General features: G+C 50.2%; 18 protein-coding genes. 16 read left to right on the forward strand and 2 right to left on the reverse strand.

Annotated features, from left to right (window positions below; translation table 11 throughout):
• The first annotated feature begins 189 nt into the window (after nucleotides 1-189).
• On the forward strand, nucleotides 190-372 hold the full coding sequence (locus ACWXW9_RS19090; RefSeq protein ID WP_494930685.1) for a hypothetical protein: 183 nt from the start codon (nucleotides 190-192) through the stop codon (nucleotides 370-372).
• 54 nt (nucleotides 373-426) lie between these two features.
• Here the strand turns inward: ACWXW9_RS19090 and ACWXW9_RS19095 are convergent, their stop codons facing one another.
• On the reverse strand, nucleotides 427-795 hold the full coding sequence (locus ACWXW9_RS19095; RefSeq protein WP_134910809.1) for a helix-turn-helix domain-containing protein: 369 nt from the start codon (nucleotides 793-795) through the stop codon (nucleotides 427-429).
• Between the two features lie 310 nt (nucleotides 796-1,105).
• Between ACWXW9_RS19095 and ACWXW9_RS19100 the strand changes: the two genes are divergently transcribed.
• From ACWXW9_RS19100 to ACWXW9_RS19130, 7 genes are all read left to right on the forward strand, one after another.
• Nucleotides 1,106-1,855 carry a YveK family protein gene (locus ACWXW9_RS19100; RefSeq protein WP_494930686.1) on the forward strand — a complete coding sequence of 250 codons (750 nt, stop codon included), beginning with the start codon at nucleotides 1,106-1,108 and terminating at the stop codon, nucleotides 1,853-1,855.
• Entirely contained in the window at nucleotides 1,836-2,522 is a 687-nt protein-coding gene (locus ACWXW9_RS19105) for a CpsD/CapB family tyrosine-protein kinase (RefSeq protein WP_494930687.1), read from the forward strand. The genes ACWXW9_RS19100 and ACWXW9_RS19105 overlap by 20 nt, the downstream gene beginning before the upstream one ends.
• A gap of 86 nt (nucleotides 2,523-2,608) precedes the next feature.
• The gene (locus ACWXW9_RS19110) at nucleotides 2,609-3,307 is read left to right on the forward strand and encodes a sugar transferase (RefSeq protein WP_494930688.1); all 699 of its coding nucleotides are present in this window, start codon (nucleotides 2,609-2,611) and stop codon (nucleotides 3,305-3,307) included.
• A gap of 31 nt (nucleotides 3,308-3,338) precedes the next feature.
• On the forward strand, nucleotides 3,339-4,277 hold the full coding sequence (gene fcl, locus ACWXW9_RS19115; RefSeq protein ID WP_431090040.1) for a GDP-L-fucose synthase: 939 nt from the start codon (nucleotides 3,339-3,341) through the stop codon (nucleotides 4,275-4,277).
• A 21-nt stretch (nucleotides 4,278-4,298) separates the two neighbouring features.
• Nucleotides 4,299-5,288 carry a GDP-mannose 4,6-dehydratase gene (gmd, locus tag ACWXW9_RS19120; RefSeq protein WP_431090039.1) on the forward strand — a complete coding sequence of 330 codons (990 nt, stop codon included), beginning with the start codon at nucleotides 4,299-4,301 and terminating at the stop codon, nucleotides 5,286-5,288.
• 122 nt (nucleotides 5,289-5,410) lie between these two features.
• Nucleotides 5,411-6,754, forward strand: coding sequence for a flippase (locus tag ACWXW9_RS19125; protein WP_494930735.1), 1,344 nt, complete (start codon nucleotides 5,411-5,413; stop codon nucleotides 6,752-6,754).
• Nucleotides 6,741-8,009: a hypothetical protein gene (locus ACWXW9_RS19130; protein WP_494930689.1), complete on the forward strand. Its 1,269-nt coding sequence runs from the start codon at nucleotides 6,741-6,743 to the stop codon at nucleotides 8,007-8,009. Before ACWXW9_RS19125 ends, ACWXW9_RS19130 begins: the two co-directional genes overlap by 14 nt.
• 186 nt (nucleotides 8,010-8,195) lie before the next feature.
• On the opposite strand, the gene ACWXW9_RS19135 is transcribed toward ACWXW9_RS19130, so the two are convergent.
• Nucleotides 8,196-8,369, reverse strand: coding sequence for a hypothetical protein (locus ACWXW9_RS19135; RefSeq protein ID WP_494930690.1), 174 nt, complete (start codon nucleotides 8,367-8,369; stop codon nucleotides 8,196-8,198).
• Between the two features lie 314 nt (nucleotides 8,370-8,683).
• On the opposite strand from ACWXW9_RS19135, the gene ACWXW9_RS19140 reads away from it, so the two are divergent.
• From ACWXW9_RS19140 to ACWXW9_RS19175, 8 genes are all read left to right on the forward strand, one after another.
• Complete coding sequence (locus ACWXW9_RS19140) at nucleotides 8,684-9,913, forward strand: glycosyltransferase family 4 protein (RefSeq protein ID WP_494930736.1); 1,230 nt, start codon at nucleotides 8,684-8,686, stop codon at nucleotides 9,911-9,913.
• A gap of 107 nt (nucleotides 9,914-10,020) precedes the next feature.
• Nucleotides 10,021-11,274 carry a glycosyltransferase gene (locus ACWXW9_RS19145; protein ID WP_494930691.1) on the forward strand — a complete coding sequence of 418 codons (1,254 nt, stop codon included), beginning with the start codon at nucleotides 10,021-10,023 and terminating at the stop codon, nucleotides 11,272-11,274.
• Nucleotides 11,252-12,061 (forward strand): WecB/TagA/CpsF family glycosyltransferase, encoded by an 810-nt coding sequence (locus ACWXW9_RS19150; protein ID WP_494930693.1) that lies wholly within the window; start codon nucleotides 11,252-11,254, stop codon nucleotides 12,059-12,061. The genes ACWXW9_RS19145 and ACWXW9_RS19150 overlap by 23 nt, the downstream gene beginning before the upstream one ends.
• Nucleotides 12,062-12,112: 51 nt before the next feature.
• Nucleotides 12,113-13,453, forward strand: a complete 1,341-nt coding sequence (locus ACWXW9_RS19155) for a UDP-glucose dehydrogenase family protein (RefSeq protein ID WP_494930694.1) — start codon at nucleotides 12,113-12,115, stop codon at nucleotides 13,451-13,453.
• 14 nt (nucleotides 13,454-13,467) lie between these two features.
• The gene (locus ACWXW9_RS19160; RefSeq protein ID WP_494930695.1) at nucleotides 13,468-14,445 is read left to right on the forward strand and encodes an LCP family glycopolymer transferase; all 978 of its coding nucleotides are present in this window, start codon (nucleotides 13,468-13,470) and stop codon (nucleotides 14,443-14,445) included.
• Nucleotides 14,446-14,570: 125 nt separating this feature from the next.
• A complete protein-coding gene (locus ACWXW9_RS19165; protein ID WP_494930696.1) occupies nucleotides 14,571-15,062 on the forward strand; it encodes a hypothetical protein in 492 nt (163 codons plus the stop codon).
• A gap of 109 nt (nucleotides 15,063-15,171) precedes the next feature.
• Nucleotides 15,172-16,092 carry an ABC transporter ATP-binding protein gene (locus tag ACWXW9_RS19170; RefSeq protein WP_494930697.1) on the forward strand — a complete coding sequence of 307 codons (921 nt, stop codon included), beginning with the start codon at nucleotides 15,172-15,174 and terminating at the stop codon, nucleotides 16,090-16,092.
• Nucleotides 16,085-16,867, forward strand: coding sequence for an ABC transporter permease (locus ACWXW9_RS19175; protein WP_494930698.1), 783 nt, complete (start codon nucleotides 16,085-16,087; stop codon nucleotides 16,865-16,867). The genes ACWXW9_RS19170 and ACWXW9_RS19175 overlap by 8 nt, the downstream gene beginning before the upstream one ends.
• Nucleotides 16,868-17,119: the final 252 nt, after the last annotated feature.

Raw genomic sequence — 17,119 nt, forward strand, 5'->3', positions numbered from 1 at the left:
GTTCTGATTTGGCAGATCATTGCGTATATTTCAGAAAAAAACACAGAAATCCTTTAATTTTCTCGCCATAAGACGACAACATTACAGGTACGTATTCATATATAATAGTTTTGCTCATAACTATACATACATGGCTTGTGGGGATTCTCTTTCCGGTGAACAAGAATGATAAAGTGAGGTTAGTGCCGAATGAACAAGGAGACAGAATCAGGGATGGACAGCCCTCTTCTACGAAACAACGAACGGAAAGCAGACAAACCTGTCGTCCACTTGGACATCCGGGATATTTTGCTTCAATGCGGTATCACGATGCCGCAATGTTTACAGAGCGAAGCGGACGGAACCAAGGGCCGGAAGGATAAGAGCAAGTAAAATATCGGTTGCCGGCACTGCTAAAAACAGGAGTGAACCGGCTCCCACCCTTCTTTATTCCATCATTCGTTCCATGCGGACAAACGCGATAAAACGCTTGGCTTCTTCCTCAGACAAGGTTCGTCCGTCAATGGTCAGATTAAAACGCTGCAGGATATCTTCATCGGACAGTTCCAACTGGTCCACAAATTCCCTCACATCTGAATCCAATACCGCTACCGGATGGCTAGTGCGTCCTACCAAGTAATCAATGGATACCCCGAAAATGTCCGCAAGCTTGGTCAGTATCTCAAAATCTGGCTTGCGCCGGTTTTTTTCATAGTGAGAAAGAGCCGCCCGCGTAATTCCGAGGGATTGCGCTAGTTCCTCTTGTTTTAATCCCTTATATTCCCGTAATTCAGCGATGCGGGTGCCATAATTCATCTGATTTTCCTCCTGAATGCAAGGTTGAGAAAGTAAAAAAAGCAATTTTACGCTTGACAAGATACGTTTTGTATCATAAATTAGTTATGTAGGATACATAACGTATCGTTGTTTTATAGTTTTATCTATATGCTATCGTTCATATACCCTGGGAGGCCACGGATGGTTTAGCACTTGTGCAAATTCGCTGGCTAGACCTTCTATGCGCTATTATACAACATTTTACTATAGATTATATGGTCATGCTATGCAGAGGATCAGTACAAGCGTCATCGCATCGAAAACAAGTCAATCAGGGAGGACTGGTCTTGTGCAGTTGAAAGAGTACATTCGTATGATCCGAAAAAGAATATGGTTAATTGGCGGTATCGTATTGTTGGTATGTGCTGTCGTGGGCGTGAAAAATGTATATTTTACCCCTCAGGTCTATGAAGCGACGGCGAAGCTTATTATCAACCAGACGCCAAGGCCGGATCGGGCGGGTGTCGTCGATTACAGTGTCGTCCAAACGAATATAGCCTTAACGAACTCCTATAAGCAAATTATAATGTCCTCGGCAATTATGGACCAGGTGGTCGCCAGCTTCCCCGATCTCAAGGTCACTCCGTCAGTTCTGACGCAAAAATTAAGAGTAAACACCGCAGGTGATTCGCAGGTCATGGATTTAACAATCCGCGATTTATCGTATACGAAGGCTGTCAAAACCGTAAATGCGGTAGCCAAAGTATTCAAACGACAGATCCCCTCTATCATGAAAATGGACAACGTCACGATTCTAAGCGAAGCCAGTCTGAGTGAACCGGCTGTTCCTGTGAACAGTAATCCCGCTATACAGATGCTTATTGCTTTTGCCGCCTCCTTGCTGCTGGGTATAGGCTTGGCGTTTTTGCTGGAAGTGCTGGACGATACCTTTAAAAATGAAGAGGACGTTGAAAAAGAACTTGGCCTGCCTACCTTGTCCCTGATTACGAAAATGAAAAAAGAAGACAGACGCTCCGACGGTTCCGCTACAACTCCCAAACAGGTAGGTGAAGGACAATATGCCGCGATTAATCAATAACCAGCTCGTCACATCCCTGCATGCCCAATCTTCCGTTTCGGAGGAGTACCGTATGCTTCGCACGAACATCCAGTTTTCCTCTGTAGACGAGCCGATTGAGGTTATGATGGTGGCGTCAGCTCAGGCGGGTGAAGGCAGGACGGTCACGATTAGCAATTTGGCTGTAACGTATGCGCAAGAGGGAAAAAAGGTGCTGGTTATGGACATGGATTTACGCCGCTCTTCCTTGCACCACATGTTCGGCTTGCGTAATCATACCGGTCTAACGCGGGTCCTGGCCAACCAGCAGCTATGGCAGGATGTGGTTCAGGAAACCGGGATCGACCATCTGTATGCCATTACAGCCGGACCGACTCCGCCGAATCCGTCCGAAATGCTCAGCTCTCGCAGAATGAACGCTCTATTGGCTGAGCTGAAGGAGCATTATGATGTGATTTTAATGGATACGCCGCCATTGCTGTCCTTTCCGGATGGCTTCATTATAAGCGCTATGTGTGACGGAGTGATTTTGGTGGTGCAGGCAGGAAAGGTCAAAAAGGATCTCGTTAAGAAAGCAAAGGCAAATTTGGAAAGAGTAAAGGCACGTATTTTGGGCGTGGTGCTCAACAACGTGAAACGATCAAATACTCGTGCCGAACGCGGTATGGAGGAACGCAACCTGACATGAGCAGCAACGAGGGAAATGAAAGTTAATAAAATTCTCTTAACAATGAATAAATAATACTTATTTATCGGAAATCGAGGTGATGAGCAGTGTCTTCTTCCCACTCGAACGAGGCCGAAGCTTTGAGTGCATCAGTGGAAGTGTATTCGGTTGCTCATGGGCTTGAACGTCGGCAAGGATTTAGCGTATATCCGTTCGTGAAGCGAAGTATGGACATCATGCTGTCGTTCATTGGATTAATCGTGCTGTGCCCGGTATTTTTGCTCGTGATTTTACTGATTAAGCTGGAGGACCCGAGAGGAAGTGCGTTATTTTATCAGGTTCGTATTGGTAAAAATGAGCGACCGTTTCGCATGATTAAATTTCGTTCTATGGTGTCCGATGCCGAGGACAGATTGTCTGCGCTGCTGCTGGAGAATGAAATCGAGGGTGCGATGTTCAAAATGAGGGATGATCCGCGTATCACCCGAATTGGGCGCTTTCTCCGCAGAACGAGTATTGACGAGCTGCCGCAACTGCTGAATGTACTGCGTGGGCAGATGAGTCTGGTAGGGCCCAGACCCCCGCTACCGAGAGAAGTCCATGATTATACGATAAGGGATAAGCTGCGTCTGACCGTTACGCCAGGCTGTACCGGCCTATGGCAGATCAGCGGTCGTAATCATCTGAGCTTTAACCAGATGGTAGAGCTGGATCTGGAATACATATCCAGACGCAGTTTGCGCACAGATATCATCATCATGCTGAAAACGTTCCGGGTGCTATTGGGCTCCAACGATGCGTATTAAATTCACTCCAACAGGAAGGGTAGGGGAAAGCATGGATCTTTATTCCAACATATATGTAGCAGGGCACAACGGGCTGGTGGGATCTGCAATTGCTCGGGCATTGAGCAAAGCAGGCTATCGTAACCTGATCACCCGCACAAGCAGTGAGCTGGATCTGCGCAACAAGGAGGCGGTAGACCGTTTTTTCGAAACCGAGTCGGTGGACTATGTATTTTTGGCAGCAGCCAAGGTTGGCGGGATTTTGGCGAACAACGATTATCCGGCGGATTTTATCCGTGACAACCTGCTCATACAGACGAATGTAATTGATGCAGCATACCGGGCGAATGTAAGCAAGCTGCTGTTCCTTGGGTCGACCTGCATTTATCCCAAATTTGCCCCGCAGCCGTTGCGGGAGGAATATCTGCTCACAGGTGAGCTGGAGCCAACGAATGAGGCTTATGCAATCGCTAAAATTGCCGGGATTAAAATGTGCCAGTCCTATAACCGTCAATATGGAACCCGTTTTATTTCGGTGATGCCTACGAATTTGTACGGTCCGGGCGACAATTTTGATCTTCAGACCTCCCATGTGCTGCCTGCGCTCATCCGTAAGTTTCACGAAGCCAAGCTAAATCAGTCCCCGACAGTCGAAGTATGGGGCTCCGGCACACCACGCCGTGAATTTCTTCATTCGGATGATTTGGCGGAAGCCTGTCTGTTCCTGATGAATAGCTATGAGGGAAATGAGATTGTGAACATCGGCGTTGGGGAGGATATTTCCATCCGGGAGCTGGCTGAACGGGTGAAGGAAGTCGTCGGTTATGAGGGGGAAATTACCTTTAATACGTCCGCACCCGACGGCACACCGCGCAAGCTGGTGGATGTGTCCCGAATTTCCGGGCTGGGCTGGTCGGCGCGTATTTCACTGGAAGAGGGATTAAGGTCTGTCTATCAGGCATTTCAAGGTCTGGATCTGGTTGAACAATAAAAAAACGGTGGAGGAATAGGAATGAAAAAAGCGCTGATCACAGGGATTACCGGACAGGACGGATCTTATCTGGCTGAGTTGCTGCTGTCCAAAGATTATGAGGTGTACGGGGTACGCAGACGCACCAGTACGCCGAACTTTGAAAATGTGGCACATATCCAGAATGACATTCATTGGCTTTCCGGCGATATGACCGATCTGGCCTCGCTCATCGAAGCCGTGCGTCAGTCTGACCCGGATGAAGTCTATAACCTGGCTGCCCAATCCTTCGTTGCTGCCTCATGGCCGCAGCCCTTGGCTACCGGGCAGATTACAGCGCTATCCGTCACCAATATGCTGGAGGCGGTACGGATTGCCAAGCCGGATACGCGCTTTTATCAGGCGTCGAGCAGTGAGATGTTCGGCAAGGTGCTGGAGACGCCGCAGACAGAAACGACCCCGTTTTACCCGCGCAGCCCTTACGGTGTCGCCAAAGTGTACGGTCATTGGATCACGGTGAACTACCGCGAGAGCTTTGATATGTTTGCATGCTCTGGCATTTTGTTCAATCATGAGTCGCCCCGCCGTGGGCTGGAGTTTGTAACACGCAAAGTGACGGATGCTGTAGCCCGTATCAAGCTGGGTTTGCAGCAGGAGCTGCGCATGGGGAATCTGGATTCGCTACGGGACTGGGGTTTTGCAGGAGATTACGTTAAGGCGATGTGGATGATGCTCCAGCAGGATCAACCGGATGATTACGTCATTTCCACGGGAGAAATGCATTCCGTCCGCGAACTGCTGCAAATTGCCTTTTCCCATGTAGGTCTGGACTATGAGGATTATGTCGTCATTGATCCTCAGTTCGTCCGTCCGGCAGAGGTGGATTTACTGCTCGGCGATTGCGCCAAGGCGAAGGAAAAGCTGGGCTGGCAAGTGGAAGTAGGCTTCGAGCAGCTCATTCATATGATGGTGGATACAGACTTGGAGCGGGTAAAAAGACAGGCTGCGGTCGAAGCTTCCGTCGTCGTATAAGACATGGAGGGGCCACCCGCTTGCCGGGAGGTCTCTTCGCTGTACATTATTGTAGTCGCATCGGCAGAACAGCAGGCTATGAAGCCGTGCGAAAGGTCATTTTTCAAGATGGAGTAGAGCTTATGACATTAGTCAAAAATCGCGCCAAACCGCGCAGAAGTCTGCTGGTGAATACGTCTTGGCTGTTCGGCGACAAAATGATCCGTATGGTGTTTGGACTGGCGGTCAGCATTATCATGGCGAGAGTGCTCGGACCGGAGGAACTGGGGAAATGGAATTATGCGGAATCTTTTTTCGGGATGTTTCTGATCTTCACGACGCTTGGTTTTGATTCTATATTGGTGCGCGATCTCGTCAAGGACCCCAAGGATGAGCATGAGTTATTGGGTACAGCGATTCTGCTGAAGCTGGTGGGTACTTTGGTAGCCATTGTCCTGTCCTGCTCCTTCATTTCGCTGCTCAGACCGGAGGATAGTTCCGTACGGTTGATCAATCTGATTCTGGCGACGGCCTCGGTGTTTCAGTTGTTCGATATCATCGACTACTGGTTTCGGGCGCAGATGTTGTCCAAATACACGGTCATTGCCAAGAACACAGCCTTTGTCCTCAGCTCCACCGTTAAAATCATTTTATTGCTGTCCGGTGTCCCCATATGGGTGGTGGCGCTGTGCGCTCATGGCGAGTTTCTGCTCGGAAGTCTGATTCTGCTGTATTTCTTCCGTAAGGAAGGACGGCGTATGCACAAGTGGACGTTCAGCCTAACCACAGCACGACGAATCATGAATCACAGTTGGCCGCTTATTTTGTCATCCTCCGCTGTATATGTACAGGCACGGATCGATCAGGTCATTATCGGCGAGATGCTGGGGGATGCGGCCGTGGGGCAGTATTCTGTTGCGCTCCGTCTCATTGAAGTACTGGGCTTCATTCCGGTCGTCCTTACTACGGCTTATGCCCCGGTGGTGACCCGATCCAAGATGAAAGGGAGCGACGAATACAGACAGACGTTGTCCAACGTGTATCGGCTGATGTTTATCTGCTTTCTTGTGACCTCGATACCGTTGTTTTTTCTGTCCCAGTGGGTGGTGGTCGTGCTGTATGGGCGGGAATTTACCGAGGCAGGCTCTTTGCTGTCGCTGTTTGCGATTCGTCTGTTTTTTACCAATTTCAGTGTTGCCAAAGGCTTGTTTATCACGAATGAAAATTTGTTCAAATATACGCTGCTGACCTCGATCGTGGGTGCAGTGACGAATGTGGCTTTAAATTATGCGCTTATCCCGTTACTTGGTGTTCGAGGCTCGCTGGTGGCGACTATCTTGTCTTTTACGATATCTGTATTTCTATTGGATTTGCTGTTTAAGGAAGCCAAAGCCAATTTGGGCTGGATGATCCAGTCGATCCTGACCTTCTGGCGTGTTCATATTACAGTACCGAAAGTTGGAGAGAACAATCATGATACCCATTAAACCGTTTGTTCAGCATGAGGGACAATGTCCGCATTGTGGAGATAAGGTACGGGGCGGAGAGGTGCTGTGGCAGGGAATTCATGTATGTGTCAGCACTTGGTGTGAGGGCTGTGGACGTGAATATATCGAGGATATGCGGGTCGGTCATGCCACGTATTCACCCTATCGGGTAGAAGTGCCCAACTATACATTGACGGGAGATGCGAAGTCGAGAAAATGGCTCGGAGAGCCATTGCGGCAAGCGTTGCTAAGTCCTTCCTATGATTTGGCGGTTGGCATGACTGTGCATAAAATGAAACCCTTTAAGCGCATCATCATCGTCAATACGATTGATTATTTGTATGGTCACGCTTTGCTCAAGCTGCTGAATGTGCAGCGGGAATACGAACAATCGCCGGAACTGGGCATCGTCGTTATTGTGCAAAAATCGCTGGAGTGGATGGTTCCCGCAGGTGTGGCTGAAATCTGGACAGTCGATGTGCCGTTCAGCAAGGCCCGCAACTTTTATCCGGTGCTGCATCATCGGATGATAGAGGAACTGGTACGTTTTGATGAGGTCCATGTCAGTCCGGCGTATTCACACCCTAGTCAGTTCGATATTGAGCAGTTTACGGGTGTCCCGCGTTATGAGGAAGGTCGTGAGTCGGAGCCGCGCATTACCTTCGTATGGAGGGAAGACCGCTTGTGGAGCGGCAGCCATCATATCGCACGGGCAGTGCAAAAATTTCCGCAGCTCAAACGTTGGCTCAAACCGCTGATTTATCATCAGCGCCGCAAAATCATCCGGTTGTTCCGCAGGCTGCGGGAATCCTTTCCGGATTATCGTTTTACGGTCGCCGGATTGGGTCGCACCGGGAGCTTCCCGGCATGGATTACCGACGAACGTGTCGCACGCTTCGACCGGGAAAGCGAGCTGCGAGTATGCGAGGTGTATGCAGCCAGCCGATTAGTGATCGGCATTCACGGCTCCAATATGCTGCTGCCCTCCGCACATGCCGGCATGACGATTGACCTGATGCCCAAGGATCGTTGGGGCAACTACGCGCAGGATATTTTATTTCATAAAACGGACCATCGGCTTACGGCTTATAAATACCGCTTTGTCCCGATGGAGTCGAGCGCGATTTTGGTGGCTGATATGGCGGCTGCCCAGCTTAAAGGAGCAGACCATTTTAATATGCAGATGATGGAGGAAAGGCAGGGGCAGGGGGAAAGTTCGGTTTGGAGGGGGGAGGCCGCTTCGGGACGGATTTGATCTCCTAGCTACGACTGTCGGTGTAAGGCGCTTCGAGTAGCATTTGATCTTCCGATCGCTGTTGACGCGGGATTCCCTGGTTGAATAAGCCCTGTAGAGGGCGGAATCCCACAGGGGTATGCTTCCGAAGCGAGCTTTCCTACGGAAAGCTTTGAGGCGAACGCTTCGCTTTTACAGATTCAAATCCTACCCTCCGCTACTTCCCGCCGCTACCAAAAAGAATTTCCCCCAGCCCATAGGGTGGGGGAAGGTAAGAGCCGCCCGGCGATAGCTTCGCCTATCGCCGCGAACATCTCGCCGGGCACGTATCCCGGCAATAGTGCCCATGCTGTGCAATAGCTTACCGCTATTGCACAGCATACAAACCAGCGCAGTCTACGGGCTGCGTGCATCCGCCCGCGTAACCCGCGCAGCGGGGCACTTCATGCCCTGAGTTCCCTTTTTTAAAATTAGGGTGACTTTATGGAAACGGCGGTTAGCAGCGGAGTGGATGGAATCGTTCTGAAGAAGCGATAGCGTTCGCCTTTACCCCCGGATTTTACCCTTTAAAGGGTCTATACAATCAGATGAAATCCGGGGGTAACAGCGATCGGAAGAATGATCCATCCACGTAGCGGTCTCTAAACCCTCCGCGCCCCATAACTCACCCAATATGAAATGGCAGGAGTCTAATGATGATTCAAAAAATATTGTATCTTCGCAATTTTGCCAGCAAGGTGAACGGGGACTCATACAATTTGCAGGAAATCGGCTTGGGCAAAGCGCTCGTTCGTAAAGGTTACGATTGCGACATTGTCTACTACAACGACCACAAGGAAACCCATCTGGAGCAGGTATACCGCCACGAAGGCTGCACATTGCGCATCATCTGGCTCCACGGATTGAAGTTCCTCAGCAACAGCATCTATAGGGATGTCCTCAAGGATTCGTTTTTGGCTGCTTATGATCTGGTCATTTCCACAGAATACAACCAGATCATGACTTATCTGCTTTCCCGCAAATGTCCCGAAAAGCTGGTGCTGTATCATGGCCCGTACCGCGATAACACATATGCGCTGATCCGAAGATTGTACGATACCCTGCTACTACCGAAGGTGACAAAGTCTTTACGCTGTACCTTTGTCAAATCTGATCTTGCCAAGCGCTATCTGGAGGATAAAGGCTTTCACAACGTCGTCACCCTTGGGGTTGGACTGGACCGCAGCAAAGTGGAGGGAAAGTTCAACAATGACAACAGCGGCAACGACAAAAGCGAAGGCCGGGAGAAAAATCCTGAGGTCGCGGATGAGCTGAGGCGGATCGGGGATCGCCCGGTGCTACTGTATGTCGGCGTGTTGGAGGAGCGGAGAAATATACGTTTTATGCTAGGCGTGTTCAAAAAGGTACTTCAAAAGCATCCCTGTTGCCTTTTGTTAATCGTCGGGGATGGACGTAGAGCGGATACGGATCGCTATTGGGCCTATGCCCATGAGCTTGGGCTGACAGACAGTATTCTGCATTTTACAAGAGTGGAGCAGCGGCATCTGTGGCAAATTTACGGAGCAGCGGATGCGATGCTGTTTCCGACTCATTACGATATTTTCGGTATGGTGCTGCTGGAAAGTATGCTGTTTCGCGTCCCGATTATCTCTTCGGTAAATGGCGGCTCGGTTACCTTGATCGAGGACGGGGTGAGCGGAGTGATTCTGAGTAGCTTTTCGGAGGAGGAATGGGTGAGCCGAGTCTCTGAATTGTTGGACAATGCTGAGCTGAGACAAAGGATGGCGGAGCAGGCGTTTCTTACAGTCGAGCGTATGTCGTGGGATCGTATTGCGGAAGAAATGCTAAGCCACTCACGGATACAACCGATGCAGCCTATGCACCATCCTATGCAATCCGGGCAGGAAAGAGGGACAGCCACGTGAGCAAACAAATCAGCATACAGACGAGGTCCCCAGTGCGCGAACAGGCTTCAAACCTATACCATCATCATGTTCAGGGGGAGGCACCTCAGCCTGAAAACTCATCACCAGTGGATACTGCCAACCCTGTCCAGCGACGTGAACATAGCCATAAAACGGTGGGCAGGGTGCTGGTCATCCATAACTTTTATCAGCAAAGCGGGGGAGAAGACAAGGTTGTTGAGCAGGAATTGGCTATGCTGCGCTCCAGAGGGATTGAGACAGAGCACTATTATGTGCATAACGACAGCATCCAAAGCAAAGGGTTGATTAACATGGCAAAGCTGGCAGTGGAGGCGGCATGGTCCCTGCCAGAGTTTAAAAGAATCAAAAAGCTGCTTCTGCGGGTGAAGCCGGATGTGGTGCATGTGCATAACTTTTTTCCGGTTATTTCGCCTTCCGTCTATCATGCCTGTGAACGATTAGGGATTCCGGTCGTCCAGACGCTGCATAATTACAGGCTGATTTGTCCGGCGGCGACCTTTATGCGAGGGAATGAGGTTTGTGAAAAATGCCTGCACGGCACCTTGCTGCATTCCATCCGCCACGGGTGCTACCGGGACTCACAGCTACAGACGATTCCGGTGGCGGCGATGATCAAGTTCAACGATCTGATTGGCACATGGCAGCACAAAGTAAACCGATATATTGCGCTGACCAAGTTTGCAAGGGACAAATTTGCCGAAAGTGGCATTCCACCAGATCGTATCGCGGTAAAGCCTAACTTTATCCAACGTAAGGAGGTGGAAGCCGTGTATGACCCGGATGATCGTTACTTGTTGTTTGTGGGGCGGATCTCAGCTGAAAAAGGGGTGCGTAATCTGCTGCAAGCCTGGACACAGGTGGAAGATCGGGGCGGCTTGAGACTGGTCATCATTGGGGATGGCCCGGAAAAGGCTGAACTGGCTGCTGCTTATCCACAGGAGGACATTCGTTTTCTCGGCAAGCAGGATGGAGACACGGTGCTGGATTGCATGAGCCGGGCCATGTATGTCATGGTCCCTTCCATTTGGTATGAAGGCTTTCCCATGACCATCGTAGAGTCCTATTCCGTGGGAACCCCGGTGTTGTGCAGCCGAATCGGGGCACTGGAGGAAGTGGTGGAGGATGGAGTGACCGGGTTCCATTTTCAACATGATGATATGGAACATATAAGTGCTGTAATCCGTCGTGCGACAGCCTATGAAAACTATCCAGCCATGAGACAGAAGGTATCGGAAATATATGCTGCACGCTACACAGAAGAAGTGAATTACGAGCAACTGATGGCCATATACAGCGAGGCGATAGAGGAGCGTGATTATGAAGCAGCTGCCCCAGTATAGAGTCGGAAGGATTGCGGACGCAGATATTGCGGCGCTTACGTTTCAGGAAACAGTGCACACGGTGGAGCAGTGGGCCGTCGGACGCAAGGACAGCTATGTATGTATCTGCAACACGCATTCCATTGTTACAGCCGGAAATCAATCCGAGTTCCACGAAGCACTCGCGCGTGCAGATTTGTGTACCCCGGATGGTATGCCGCTGGTATGGGCGCTCAAGCTGTACGGATTTGAGTGTCAGGACCGGGTAGACGGCCCCAGTCTGATGCTCAAGTTGTGCGAACGCGCGCCGCAGACAGGATTAAGTATTTATTTTTACGGCAGCACGCCGGATACGCTGGACAGCTTGAAGGAAAGAGTGGAGCAGGACTACCCAGGAATCCGCATCGCAGGTGGCTTTTCACCGCCATTTCGGGAGCTTCGGCCGGATGAGGAGGAACAGATTATTCATGACATTAACTTGTCAGGTGCGCATATCATTTTCGTCAGCTTGGGCTGTCCGAAGCAGGAAATATGGATGTATCGTAACAAAGACCGCATCCGTGGCGTGATGATTGGTGTAGGAGCGGCCTTTGACTATATCACCGGAAAGGTTCGCAGACCGCCGCTAATGATACAAAAACTGGGGCTGGAGTGGCTGTACCGCCTGATCAGCGAACCGAAACGGTTATGGAAGAGATACGCCTATAACAATCCGGTGTATGTATACCGATTTCTCAAATCCTATCGGCGGAACAAACGATTGACGCTCCATCATAATCGGCATGCAGGGAGAGGCATAGAGAAGTGAAGCTGGTAAAAGCGTAATTCAGCGAGACAGTATGTAAAAGGGGGAGCCGTTTTGAAGCTATGTGTAATTGGTGCGGGGTATGTCGGACTGGTATCGGGAGTCTGTTTTGCCGCGCTCGGGAATACGGTCGTCTGTGTCGACCAGAATGAGGACAAAATTAGTCAGCTTCATGAAGGAAAAGTACCGATTTATGAGCCGGGCTTAAAAGGCTTGATCCAGGATAATGTCGAGCAGGGCCGACTGACCTTTACAACAGATACCACATCTGCGGTAGAGGGAGCGGAGATTGTTATTTTGGCAGTGGGTACACCTTCGTTGCCGGGCGGGGAAGCGAACTTGTCCTATATTGAAGGAGCCGCACGCGAGGTGGCAGACGCCATGAATGGCTACAAAGTGATTGTCACCAAAAGCACGGTGCCTGTCGGAACCAATGATCGTATTCACAGCCTGATCGCGAGCCGCACAAACTACTCTTTTGGCGTGGCTTCGGTTCCTGAATTTTTACGTGAAGGCTCGGCGGTAGCAGATACACTCCAGCCGGACCGTATCGTGATCGGGGCATCCGACCCTCATGTCGCCGCTGTGCTGTGTACGCTGCATGAGCCGCTGACGACAAATATTTTGACCACAGATATCCGTTCGGCGGAGATGATCAAGTACGCGTCGAACGCTTTTTTGGCGACTAAAATTTCGTTTATTAATGAGATTGCGAATATTTGTGAAAAAGTGGGCGCAGACGTTACGCGTGTGGCACACGGCATGGGGCTGGATCAGCGGATCGGTTCTTCTTTTTTGTCCGCAGGCATCGGATATGGCGGCTCTTGTTTTCCCAAGGATACACAGGCGCTGATCCAGATTGCGGGCAATGTGGATTATGAATTCAAGCTGCTGAAATCGGTGGTGGAAGTGAATCAGGGGCAGCGCTTTAATGTGATACGCAAGCTGGAAGAAGCCCTAGGTGATCTGGAAGGAGCCACGATTGGCATATGGGGGCTGGCATTCAAGCCGAATACAGATGATGTAAGAGATGCTCCAGCGCTGGATATTATGCAGTCGCTTCTGGAAGCGGGAGCGCAAATACGTGCATATGACCCGGTCGCCACCGCCAACTTCCGCAGATTGCTGGACAGCTCGGAAGTGACGTGGGCCGATAGCGCACGAGAAGCGGCAGAAGGATGCGACGCGCTGTGTCTGCTGACAGAGTGGGAGGAATTTGGTGAGGTGGGGCTGCGTGAGCTAAACGAGCTTATGAAGTATCCCATTATGATCGACGGACGCAATGTGTACAGTGAGGAGCAGATCAGACAGTCCGCCTTTACATACTATTCTGTCGGCAGGCCGCAGATGAACAATATGGATATGGATCGTCAACGGTCTGTAATGAACCCGTAAAGGGGAGGCTCTGTATGAAACGATGGCTGAAAATGACATTAGGGGCCGCTGCATTATTGATGGTAGGTGCTGGTGCTTACACCGCTTATGTATATCATTCGGTTCAAACGGCGGCAAATGCCATGTACCATCCGCGGAGTATCGTGCAGCCCGCCGCGATTTCTACCCTTACAACAGGCGGAGCGGCACGCCCGGCAGTTACAGGCAACGGTTCGGGTATGCCCAATCCGGCAGCCATATCCCAATTCAAGCCATTCACCGTGCTTGTGTTGGGCGTGGACCAGCGTCCCCATGATCGGGGGCGCTCGGATACGATGATCGTCCTGTCCGTTAATCCCGCCGAAGGCACTGTATTGATGTTCAACATCCCGCGCGATACGCGAACAGAACTGATCGGCAGAGGACGTGAGGACAAAATCAATCATGCCTTTGCCTTCGGCGGCGTGGACATGTCGATCCGTACGGTAGAGCATTTCTTGAATCATCCGATGGATTACTATGTACAAATGAACATGGAGGGGTTTGCGAAAATGGTTGACCTTTTGGGGGGAGTCGCGGTTAACAATCCGCTCGATTTTCAATATGAGGGCCATCATTTTGCGCAGGGCAGCTTGAAGCTGAACGGAACTGAGGCGTTGTCCTATGCGCGGATGCGTTTTGATGATCCGCGTGGGGACCTCGGGAGAAATGCCCGCCAGCGGGAGCTGCTCAAGCAAATTCTCGCACAGGCAATCAGCAAGGAAGGACTGCTAAAGGTAAAACCGATATTGCAGGCAGCAGGGGAGCAGATCCGCACGGATATCACCTTTGACGATATGACGACCTTTCTGACCCGGATCGGCCCGTCCCTACGGCAGACGGATATGGTTGAGTTGAAGGGCCATGGAACCAAAATCAACGGAGTGTATTATTACATCGTGGATAATCAGGAACGCCAGCGTATCCTTGGACTGATGGAGCAGCATTTGCTCACCACAGCCATATCACCTTAGGCTGGTCTTTATGCACTCGGGTGACTTGTAAGGAGGTCACCCTTTATTCTCTTCTAAACTCGGCTTGTCCCACATACATCTGTAGAGTATTCAGTAGAATGTCTAACTGAGGGGAGGGGCGATTTGTGCTGTTCAGAAGAAGAGCGGCTTCCGCGTTCGTCCGCAAGCTGCTGTATTTTGCATTGATATGTGGGCTGTTATGGCTGCTGTGGCTGGGTCTGCGCGGGGTGATGTCTACGGGGGAAGGCGATCAGGCGGTCAAAGCGTTGAATGAGTTCTATACGATGGAGAAGTCAGGTAATTTCGGAGGCTCCTGGGAGCTTTTTCATTCGCAAATGAAGAAGAAATTCGAAAAATCCACGTATGTGCAGCAGCGTGCGCATGTGTTTATGCAGGATATGGGGACAGATACGTTCACATTCGAGCTGGGAGAGCCGCAGGCTGAATATGATATTCGCACAGATCAGAGTGGAGACGAGCTGGGGAAGGTTTACCGTATTACGGTTACCCAGCATTACAAGACCCGGTTCGGAAATTTTGATATCGTACAGCCTTGTTATGTGACGCAGGAAGGTGAAGAGTGGCGGGTGCTCTGGATATACAAGGATAAGGAATAGATCGGACGCGGTGTTTCTAACAGGTTAAATATGGTACAATACTTCCAAAACCGGAAATGAACAGCAAAATAGAATAGAGCTTCACTCCGGATGGAAGGAGTTTCATAGCATGCAGCAAGCGACAGGACAGCTTCCCGTCATACGTATGGAGGGTGTGAGTAAAATCATTTCCTCAAAAGCGATTGTGGACGATCTGACGCTGGAGGTTCCAGCGGGGCAGGTATTTGGTTTCCTCGGACCGAACGGTGCGGGAAAAACAACCACCATCCGTATGATGGTTGGCCTGATTTCGATCAGTAAAGGCGATATCCATATTTGTGGAGACAGCATCAAAACCGATTTTGAAAAGGCCGTTTCCCACGTTGGTGCGATTGTGGAGAATTCGGAGATGTACAAATTTCTGACCGGCTATCAAAATTTGCAGCATTTTGCGAGAATGTCATCGGGGGTTACCAGGGAGCGCATAGATGAGGCGATCCGTTTGGTAGGACTCGGGAACCGGATTCACGACAAAGTCAAAACCTACTCGCTTGGAATGCGGCAGAGACTCGGGGTAGCACAGGCGATCTTGCATCGGCCAAAGCTGCTCGTGCTGGACGAGCCGACCAACGGTCTGGACCCGCAGGGTATCCGCGAACTGCGGGATTATTTGCGACAGTTGAGCCGGAGCGAGGGAATTACAGTATTTGTATCGAGTCATTTGTTGTCCGAAATGGAGCTGATGTGCGACCGTGTCGCCATTATCCAAAGCGGACGGCTGATTGACATCAAGCAGCTAAAGAGCACAGGTGAAGAAGCCCAGACGGCGGAAATTGCTTTTGAAGTGAATGATCCCCAGCAAGCCTATGCGCTTGCCGGAGCAGGGCGTGTCGAAGGCAATCAACTGCTGCTGCATCTGGAGCGGGAGCAGATAGCAGACATGAACAGCCTTCTGGCTGCAAATGGAGTCAAGGTATATGCGATTCGTCCGGTGGCCCGTACGTTGGAAGATCAATTCTTGGAAGTGACGGGAGGCGGGTCTATTGGCTGACTTCTTCAAGCTGGTACATAACGAAAATCTTAAAATTTACTTGCGTGTACGGACGTGGATTATGCTAGGGCTGCTGGCGGTCATCACGGCTGTGATTCCGATGCTGATTGCCCTGGTTTCCGATCAGGTCAGCGTGTGGGATGGTATCGTGTTGACGGCGATGTTTACATTTTTCCTCAATACGACGTTTACGGTCATTGTAGCGGCTGATTCGGTGGCGGGTGAATTTACATGGGGAACCATCAAGCTGCTGCTTATCCGCCCTTGGACCCGCAGCAAAATTCTTTTGTCCAAATATATATCGGTCATCCTGTTCAGTCTGCTCGGAACGTTCATTTTAATAGCGATGGTTACGCTGTCCTCTTGGCTGATGTTATCCAAAGATACGCCAGCCGGTTCGATTCCGCCGTTCAGTGATCCGATTTCTTATGTAACACTGAACTTCTTGTACAGCTATATCGCTCTATTCGTGACCATCGCCTTTGCTTTTATGCTGTCCGCTGTTTTTCGTTCCAGCGCCTTGGCAATTGGCCTGTCTTTGTTCATGATGTTCACCAAAACAATCTATAATTCAATCGGTTTGTTTAGTACAGATCGTTATGAATGGACCAAATACGTGCTGTTTACGCATATGGACCTGAAAAAATATCTCGAAATGCCGCCGGGCACGGTAAGTTCTGGTTTGACCTTTTCGCTCACTGTGCTGGCTACCTATTATGTAGTTTTTATCGCGATTGCCTGGGTGGTTTTTGTAAAACGGGATGTTTCAACCTAAACCCGATCCTCTGGTTCGATCTGATTTTCATAACATGAGAATTTCACCATATTCTGAAAGCAGTAAAAAGGACGTGTTAAATGGCTATCCATTTGCACGTCCTTTTTGCGCTGTTTTGGCGCTTGTTTCTATACAATTATCGCTACGGATTATGCGTGCCGGGGTATATTGCAACCTATTTTCAGCAAGAATCAATCAATAAGGTCGTTTTGCGTTTAAAGAGGTAGAGAGAAACAGATCAGAAGGGGGTGC

The organism is Paenibacillus sp. LT-B23, from assembly GCF_059417685.1.

Bases quoted from the DNA above. Each gene is read 5' to 3' on its own strand.
- ACWXW9_RS19090 (WP_494930685.1), top strand. From the start codon at position 190: ATGAACAAGGAGACAGAATCAGGGATGGACAGCCCTCTTCTACGAAAC.
- ACWXW9_RS19095 (WP_134910809.1), bottom strand. From the start codon at position 795: ATGAATTATGGCACCCGCATCGCTGAATTACGGGAATATAAGGGATTA.
- ACWXW9_RS19105 (WP_494930687.1), top strand. From the start codon at position 1,836: ATGCCGCGATTAATCAATAACCAGCTCGTCACATCCCTGCATGCCCAA.
- fcl (WP_431090040.1), top strand. From the start codon at position 3,339: ATGGATCTTTATTCCAACATATATGTAGCAGGGCACAACGGGCTGGTG.
- gmd (WP_431090039.1), top strand. From the start codon at position 4,299: ATGAAAAAAGCGCTGATCACAGGGATTACCGGACAGGACGGATCTTAT.
- ACWXW9_RS19125 (WP_494930735.1), top strand. From the start codon at position 5,411: ATGACATTAGTCAAAAATCGCGCCAAACCGCGCAGAAGTCTGCTGGTG.
- ACWXW9_RS19130 (WP_494930689.1), top strand. From the start codon at position 6,741: ATGATACCCATTAAACCGTTTGTTCAGCATGAGGGACAATGTCCGCAT.
- ACWXW9_RS19135 (WP_494930690.1), bottom strand. From the start codon at position 8,369: ATGCTGTGCAATAGCGGTAAGCTATTGCACAGCATGGGCACTATTGCC.
- ACWXW9_RS19140 (WP_494930736.1), top strand. From the start codon at position 8,684: ATGATTCAAAAAATATTGTATCTTCGCAATTTTGCCAGCAAGGTGAAC.
- ACWXW9_RS19150 (WP_494930693.1), top strand. From the start codon at position 11,252: ATGAAGCAGCTGCCCCAGTATAGAGTCGGAAGGATTGCGGACGCAGAT.
- ACWXW9_RS19160 (WP_494930695.1), top strand. From the start codon at position 13,468: ATGAAACGATGGCTGAAAATGACATTAGGGGCCGCTGCATTATTGATG.
- ACWXW9_RS19170 (WP_494930697.1), top strand. From the start codon at position 15,172: ATGCAGCAAGCGACAGGACAGCTTCCCGTCATACGTATGGAGGGTGTG.